This is a genomic window from Gulosibacter hominis, from assembly GCF_904842695.1.
GTDB lineage: Bacteria > Actinomycetota > Actinomycetes > Actinomycetales > Microbacteriaceae > Gulosibacter > Gulosibacter hominis.
The window spans coordinates 40413-47526 of the sequence record NZ_CAJGWQ010000016.1 but is presented as its reverse complement, the minus strand read 5'-3'; the positions used below and the strand labels follow the sequence as shown (position 1 = coordinate 47526).

Genomic DNA, 7114 nt, shown 5'->3' with positions numbered 1-7114 from the left:
GTACGCCCGGTTACATTCCGAACCCGGTAGCTAAGTGCTTTTGCGCCGATGGTACTGCAAGGGGGACTTTGTGGGAGAGTAGGTCACTGCCGAACTTTATTTTGATGGTGGGGTGCATGATCCGTTTTGGCGGGTTGTGTGCCCCACCATTTTTTGTTTCCCAAAAACAACCCCACGAGTGTTGGTGAAGAAGCTGTCGTTTTTAAAGGCGAGCAGTTTTTTAAAAGGCGGGCAGTGCCTTTAAAGGCGGGCGGTCCTTTTCAGAAGGTGTGGCGGTTTTTAAAAGGGCGGGCAGTTTTGAAAAGCGGTAGGGGTTTCTAGGAATAGTCGGGCCGCCAAGCGCGGCGTGATGGATGACGGCCGCCGGCTCAGGCGCGCCCAGTCGGCTTCGATTAGCTCCCTACTAGACTGGTCTAAAACTTCACAGCGCACCGATAGCACGGGAAGGACACTCATGAGCAACCACTTTGACGGCGGAGACCGCCACGGTAAACGTAACGGCGGCGCAGGCCGCGACCGCAATAACTTTGGCGGAGGTTCACGCCACGGCAAGGGAGGTCCTTCAAGCTCCGGCTCTCGAGGAGGCGGCCGCCGAGACGACTATCGCTCACGCGATCGATTTGAGCGCGGCTCGAGCGAACGCCGGTACAACGACCGCGGACGCGACGGTGCGAAGAACTATCGCGATCGCGGCGATGAGCGCCGCGGTGCATCCGGTGGCTACGCACGTAACGAGTCTGGTGGCCGCAACGAGCGCGGCCACTACCGCGACAGCGACCGCCGTGCATCCGGGCGCTCAAACTGGCGCGATGACCGTGACCGCAGCCGGGGCGGTGAGCGCGACCGTAATCGTGGCGGTCACGGCGGTCAGCGGCGACGCTATGACGACGAGCGTGGCTACTCTGGGAATCGTCGGGGCGACGGTGGACAGCGTGATCTCGGTAATTGGCGCGAACGCGATGAACAGCGTCGCGACGGCGGTGACTACCGCGGCCGACCAGATCGGTCACGAAACGAGCGTGGCGAGCGGCGCCGCAACGACCGAAACAGCGACCGCAACTTCGATCGCGGCCGCAGTGGTGGCCGGGGGTACCGATCAGAATCGAAACGCGGTGGCACCGAGCCGCGGCGTGATTTCAGTTCGCGGCCACATGAGCTGCGCGCTATTCGCGAAACGCACGTTGATCCCGAGATTCCCGAAGAGATCACCGAACGCGACCTGCCGATGAAGGCACGCGTTGAGCTCAAGACTCTCAGCCACGAAAACTACGTCACAGTCGCACGTCACCTCGTGATGGCGTCGCTGCTGATCGACACCGACCCTGAACTCGCGCACGCGCACGCACTCAGCGCATCGCGTCGCGGTGGCCGGGTCGCAATGGTGCGTGAAGCGCTCGCCATCACCGCCTATCGAACGGGCGACTATGCGCTGGCACTGCGCGAACTGCGCACCTATCGACGCATCTCTGGCCGCGACGACGAAATCGCCCTCATGGTTGACTGTGAGCGCGGGCTCGGGCGTCCCGATCGTGCCATCGAACTCGGCCAATCGGTCGATCGCTCGACTCTTGATACGCAGCAACAGGTGCTGCTTGCGATCGCAATGTCGGGCGCACGCCTCGACCTCGGTGAAACCGAACTCGCTCGCGCCGAGCTCGAGATTTCGCAGCTTGACCGCACCCGCGCGTTCAGCTACTCACCGGCACTGTTCCGTGCCTACGCAGCCGTACTTGACGATCTCGGTGATAGCGAAGCCACCCTGTGGGAATCGGCTGCGGACCGAGCCGAAGCGGCCCTCCAGGCTGCCGAGCACAATGAATTTGAGACGGTGACCATCATCACCGAACGCCTCGAAACCGGTCCCGAAGAGGATGCGGCGCCACTTGCCGAAGAATCGATCGAATCGCAAATCCAGGCTGAGTATGACGAACTGATCGCGGAAGTCGAACGCGCCGCCACCGATGCTGCCGCAGCCGACGATGAAGCCGATGACGCGGAAACGGGTGCTGAGCCGGTTCGTGAGCTGGCGGGCGAAGAACCCGAGGGTGACGGTCCTGAGACCGTCGAACCTCAGACCTGCGAGCCGCAGGACACTGAACCGGAGGCTAGCGAGTCGACTGCCGTCGAGCCGATTGAGGTTGACGGGGCGGCTGACGGTGACGAGTCTGTTGCCGCTGATGAACCGGAGGCTGACGAGGCGGCCGACACTGCCGACAACGCGGCAGACGCATCCGAATCAGAAAAATCGGCATCCAAGCCGGCAACAAACACGGTGTTGGACGACGACCAGCCGTCGCTTTTTGATCTCTAAGGAGCACATCCGTCATGCGGTTGTTTGGTAATAAATCAGACGATCTTCCGGCACCGGTCGCCGCAGCCGACGCGCTGCTGGTCGACCTCGACGGCGTCGTCTATCGCGGCGCAAACGCTGTGCCGCACGCGGTCGAAGCGCTCAACGCGGCGAGCGATCGCGGAACCCGAGTGGGATACATCACCAATAATGCATCCCGCACCGATGCCGACGTGGCCGAACACCTGCGCACGCTCGGTCTGCGCACCGAAGCACAGGATGTGGTCACGAGCCCCCAGGCAGCAGTGCGGCTACTCAGCGAACAGGTGCCCACCGGTTCACTGGTGCTCGTCGTTGGGGGAGCCGGGCTTGTCGACGAGCTCGTCAAAGCCGGGTATCGAGTCACCCGCCAGGCCGCCGACGAACCCGACGCGGTGCTGCAAGGCTTCGCGCCCGACGTTAATTGGCTGCAACTTGCCGAAGCGTCGTATGCGCTGCGCCGCGATATCCCGTGGATCGCCACCAACCAAGACTGGACCATTCCGCGCGAGCAGGGCATCGCGCCCGGTAACGGTACGCTCGTTTCTGCGGTACACACAGCCACCCAGAAGATGGCGCAGGTGGCCGGTAAGCCCGAAACGGCGCTGTTCACCGCAGCCCAAGAACGGTTCGGGGTCGCGCATCCGCTCATGATTGGTGACCGGCTCGATACCGATATTCGAGGCGCAAACCGTGCCGGTATTGCATCCGCACTCGTACTCACCGGCATCGACCAGGCCAAACAATTGTTTGCATCCGGGCCAGAAGACCGGCCCGACTACATCATTCGCGATCTGCGCAGCCTCACCGAGCCCTATCCGAAAGTGGAGGTATCGGTGCAGCCAGAACTGGTCGAGGCCCGCGTGCGCAAATCGCGCGTGGTGCTCGACGGTATCAGTCTGAGAGTGCGCAGCGCGGGGAACGACGAAGTAGACCTGCTGCGAGCAGCCTGCGCGGCAATTTGGAACTCTGACAAGGTCATCTACGCGCTCGAAATCCCCGCATCACTGCTCGAAATGGACTTTTCGGTATGAGCGACGAAACCTCGCAACCCGCATCCGCCGAGTTTGCCGCGATCGAGCAGCTGCCGCTGGCAGAACGAGCCGGCGCCTACAAGCGTCGTCTCGAACAGCTCTCGCGGGCACTCGATGACGCCGACGAGCCGCTCGACATTGAGGAGTTCGAAGTGGCGGGTGACGAGCCGGGCACGGCGGGCGCCGATAACCATGCCTGAGCGGCTCGATCACGCGCTCGCGAGCCGCCGCCTGTGCCGCAGCCGCACAGCGGCGGCTCGCAGCATCGCCGCGGGCCAGGTGCACGTCAACGGTCGGCTCGCAACCAAAGCATCAATGTCGGTATCCGAGACCGACCGCATCGAGGTGACTGCCGGGCCCGGGTACGTGTCGCGGGCGGCACAAAAATTGCTGGCCGCGGCCGATAGTTTTGCGCTTGATATTTCGGGGCGTGCGGTGCTCGACCTCGGGGCATCAACGGGAGGGTTCACACAGGTGCTGCTCGAACGTGGGGCGCGCGAAGTGGTGGCGCTCGACGTTGGCCACGATCAATTGGATGCGCTGCTGCGCGCCGACACTCGAGTGACCGTGATCGAGGGCGAGAACGCCCGGTATCTCAACCAGCAGCGCCTCGATAGCTGTATCGCCGCGGCCCGGGTGGGCCGCGCGCCACTTGCCGCCAAAGACATAACGGCGGTGGTGGGCGATCTCTCGTTCATTTCGCTGCGGCATATTTTGCCGGCGGTGCGGGCCGCACTACCGAATCTTCACTGGGCAGTGCTGCTGGTAAAACCGCAGTTTGAGGTGGGGCGCCGATTTGTTCGCGGTGGCATTGTGACCGATGCTGAGGTTGCGGCCGATGCGACGGTAGATGTGGTGCGGGATGCTTGCGAGCTTGGTTTTCGGGTGCGCGGGTTCCGACAATCGCCGATCACCGGCACGCACGGGAACCACGAATACCTGCTGTGGCTGCAATTGCCAAACGACGCTCACCGAGCCCAAAACACGGCCTCTGGTGATGCGGCCAGCTTGGATGCGAGACAATCACATAACGAGATTGATATCGCGCATATCCGCGAAACAGTGGTGAAAGGGAACTCATGACCGCAACAACACCGTCGGCCGCCACGACGCGGCGGGTTTTGGTGGTCAGCCACTTCGCGCGTGAGGACGCCATTGAATCGGCGCTCAGCACCATGCAGATGCTCGACGCCGCCGGCATTATCCCGGTGATTGAGCGTGACACACCCGAGGTGCTCGGCGCTGAGGGGCGGCCGCGGCTGCCCAAATCGGCTGAGCTGCTCGATGTCGACTGCTCGATCAACCAGTGCGAGATTGTGATTGTGCTCGGCGGCGATGGCACGATTTTGCTGGCTGTTGAACTGGCCCGCGCGGCCGATGTGCCGGTGCTCGGCGTGAACCTGGGACATGTTGGCTTCCTCGCCGAGAGCGAAAAAGATGCGCTCAGCACGGTTGTTGAACGGGTGATCGACCGTGAATATGACGTTGAAGAACGATTGACCGTCGAATTTATTGCCGAAACCGAGACGGGTGAACGTTTCACCGGCTGGGCCCTCAATGAGGTCAGTGTTGAAAAAGGTAACCGTGAGCGGATGCTCGACGCCGTGATCGAGGTGGATAGCGAGCCACTTTCGAGCTTCGGTTGCGACGGCGTGCTGTTCGCCACGCCGACCGGTTCGACCGCCTACTCGTTCTCGTCGGGCGGCCCGGTGGTGTGGCCGCAGGTGGAGGCGCTGCTGCTGGTGCCGGTTTCGGCGCACGCGCTATTTGCCAGGCCGCTGGTGACCGCACCCGATTCGACGCTCGCGGTGGAGGTGTACACGCGCGACGGCTCTGACGGGATCATCTGGTGCGACGGCCGTCGCAGCCACACGGTGCCCTCGGGCACCCGGATTACCGTGACTCGGTCATCGCAGCCGGTGCGGCTGGCACGCCTGCATCAGGTGCCGTTCACCACTCGACTGGTGAAAAAATTTCAGCTGCCGATCGTGGGTTGGCGAGGTCCACGCTAGTGCTGACAGAACTCGAAATTCGTGGCCTCGGCGTAATTGACAGCGCCCAGCTGCCGCTCTCACCAGGTTTCACGGCGATCACGGGTGAAACCGGCGCCGGTAAAACCATGGTGGTGACGGCACTGGGGCTGTTGCTCGGTGGCCGAGGCTCGGCGCAGCTGGTGCGTCAGGGGGCCGACCGGGCGCGGGTCGAGGGGCGCGTGCTCATTGCCGCAGACGGTGAAATTGCCGTGCAGGTCGATGAAGCTGGCGGCGAGCTCGACACGGTGACCGGGCCCGATGGCGTGCAGCCCGAGGCTGAACTGGTGTTGGCTCGGCAACTGCTTGAAAGCGGGCGTTCGCGGGCCTGGCTTGGCGGCCAGAGCGTGCCGGCGGGCAAACTGGGTGAAATTGGTGCCCAGCTGGTAGCAGTGCACGGGCAGTCGGAACAGCTGCGGCTCGCGCAAGAGCCGGTACAGCGTGCCGTGCTGGATGCGTTCGGTGGCGATGAGCTGCTGAGTGTGCGGGATACGGTGGCTGAGATTTTTGATCGCCTCCAGCAGGTGCGTGGCGAGTTGCACGCACTACGGGATGCGGCCGAAGCTCGCGTCTCGGAACGCGAACGCCTGCAACTGCTCATCGACGAGGTTGAGCAGCTCGACCCGCAACCGGATGAGGATCGGCAGCTGCTGGCCCGTATCGAGCGGCTCGCGAATCGGGAAGAGCTGCGCGCGCTCATGGGAGAGGCGCACGAACTGCTGGCTGGAGAGGAACATCCCGGCGGCAGTGTGCGCGAACTGAGCCGCACGATCACCGCCCGTATTGAGCGGGCCCACCGTTCGGATGGTTCGCTCGACACCACCGTTGAAGCGGCGAACGATCTGGTGTTTGCAGCCGAGGATCTCGCCACGCGCCTCGCGGGTTATCTCGCCGACCTCGATGTGGAGGGCATCGGCGAGCTCGACTCGCTCAATGAGCGGCTGGCGGCAATCGAATCGCTAAAAACCCGGTATCGCATTGGCCTCGATGAGCTGCTTGACCAGTATGCGGCCGCCGGCGCGCGGCTACTCGAGCTCGCCGGTGACGATCAGCGCATCCCGCAATTGGTGGCGCAGGTGCAAGAACTTGAAAGCGAACTGGTGGCGGCTGCCGATCGTCTCAGCGGGCTGCGCCAAAAGGCAGGCGACGAGCTTGCCGCGCGAGTCACCGAAGAGCTGCACGCACTGGCGATGCCAAACGCCGAACTGTCGGTTTCGATCACCACAGACGACGAAATCCGCCGGCTGGGACAGGACCGGGTCGCGCTGCTACTGGCACCGCATCCGGGTGCCGCGCCAGCGCCACTGGCAACCAGCGCATCCGGCGGTGAACTCAGCCGCGTGATGCTGGGACTTGAGGTGGTGCTCTCAGCCGCCAACCCGGTGCCGACGCTCGTGTTTGACGAAATTGACGCCGGTGTGGGTGGGGCAGCGGCACTCGAAATCGGGGCCCGGTTGCAGCGGCTCGCCGCAACCCGGCAGGTGATTGTGGTGACCCACCTGGCGCAGGTGGCGGCGTTTGCCGACCAGCATTTGCACATCGAAAAAACCACTGACGGGCAGGTGACCACCTCGTCAATTCGGGCGCTCGATGACGAGGCGCGGGTGAATGAGATGACGCGGCTGCTGTCGGGTCTGCCCGAATCTGAATCGGGCCGCGAACACGCCAAAGAGCTGCTTCGCCGGGCTGCTGCCACGGGCCGCGACGTGGGATAGTATTAA

At 63.4% G+C, this 7114-nt stretch carries 6 protein-coding genes and 1 rRNA gene; all 7 read left to right on the top strand.

Annotated elements, in window-relative coordinates; translation table 11 throughout:
• Positions 1-95, top strand: a 5S ribosomal RNA gene (gene rrf / locus JMV54_RS09340); the annotation flags it as partial.
• 359 nt (positions 96-454) lie between these two features.
• On the top strand, positions 455-2311 hold the full coding sequence (locus JMV54_RS10750) for a hypothetical protein (protein WP_230972900.1): 1857 nt from the start codon (positions 455-457) through the stop codon (positions 2309-2311).
• A gap of 14 nt (positions 2312-2325) precedes the next feature.
• Positions 2326-3363: an HAD-IIA family hydrolase gene (locus JMV54_RS09330; protein WP_201518641.1), complete on the top strand. Its 1038-nt coding sequence runs from the start codon at positions 2326-2328 to the stop codon at positions 3361-3363.
• Positions 3360-3563 (top strand): hypothetical protein, encoded by a 204-nt coding sequence (locus JMV54_RS09325; protein WP_201518640.1) that lies wholly within the window; start codon positions 3360-3362, stop codon positions 3561-3563. The genes JMV54_RS09330 and JMV54_RS09325 overlap by 4 nt, the downstream gene beginning before the upstream one ends.
• A complete protein-coding gene (locus JMV54_RS09320; protein WP_201518639.1) occupies positions 3556-4446 on the top strand; it encodes a TlyA family RNA methyltransferase in 891 nt (296 codons plus the stop codon). Before JMV54_RS09325 ends, JMV54_RS09320 begins: the two co-directional genes overlap by 8 nt.
• On the top strand, positions 4443-5375 hold the full coding sequence (locus JMV54_RS09315; RefSeq protein WP_201518638.1) for an NAD kinase: 933 nt from the start codon (positions 4443-4445) through the stop codon (positions 5373-5375). The genes JMV54_RS09320 and JMV54_RS09315 overlap by 4 nt, the downstream gene beginning before the upstream one ends.
• Positions 5375-7108 carry a DNA repair protein RecN gene (gene recN, locus JMV54_RS09310; protein WP_201518637.1) on the top strand — a complete coding sequence of 578 codons (1734 nt, stop codon included), beginning with the start codon at positions 5375-5377 and terminating at the stop codon, positions 7106-7108. The genes JMV54_RS09315 and recN overlap by 1 nt, the downstream gene beginning before the upstream one ends.
• The last annotated feature ends 6 nt before the right edge of the window (positions 7109-7114 follow it).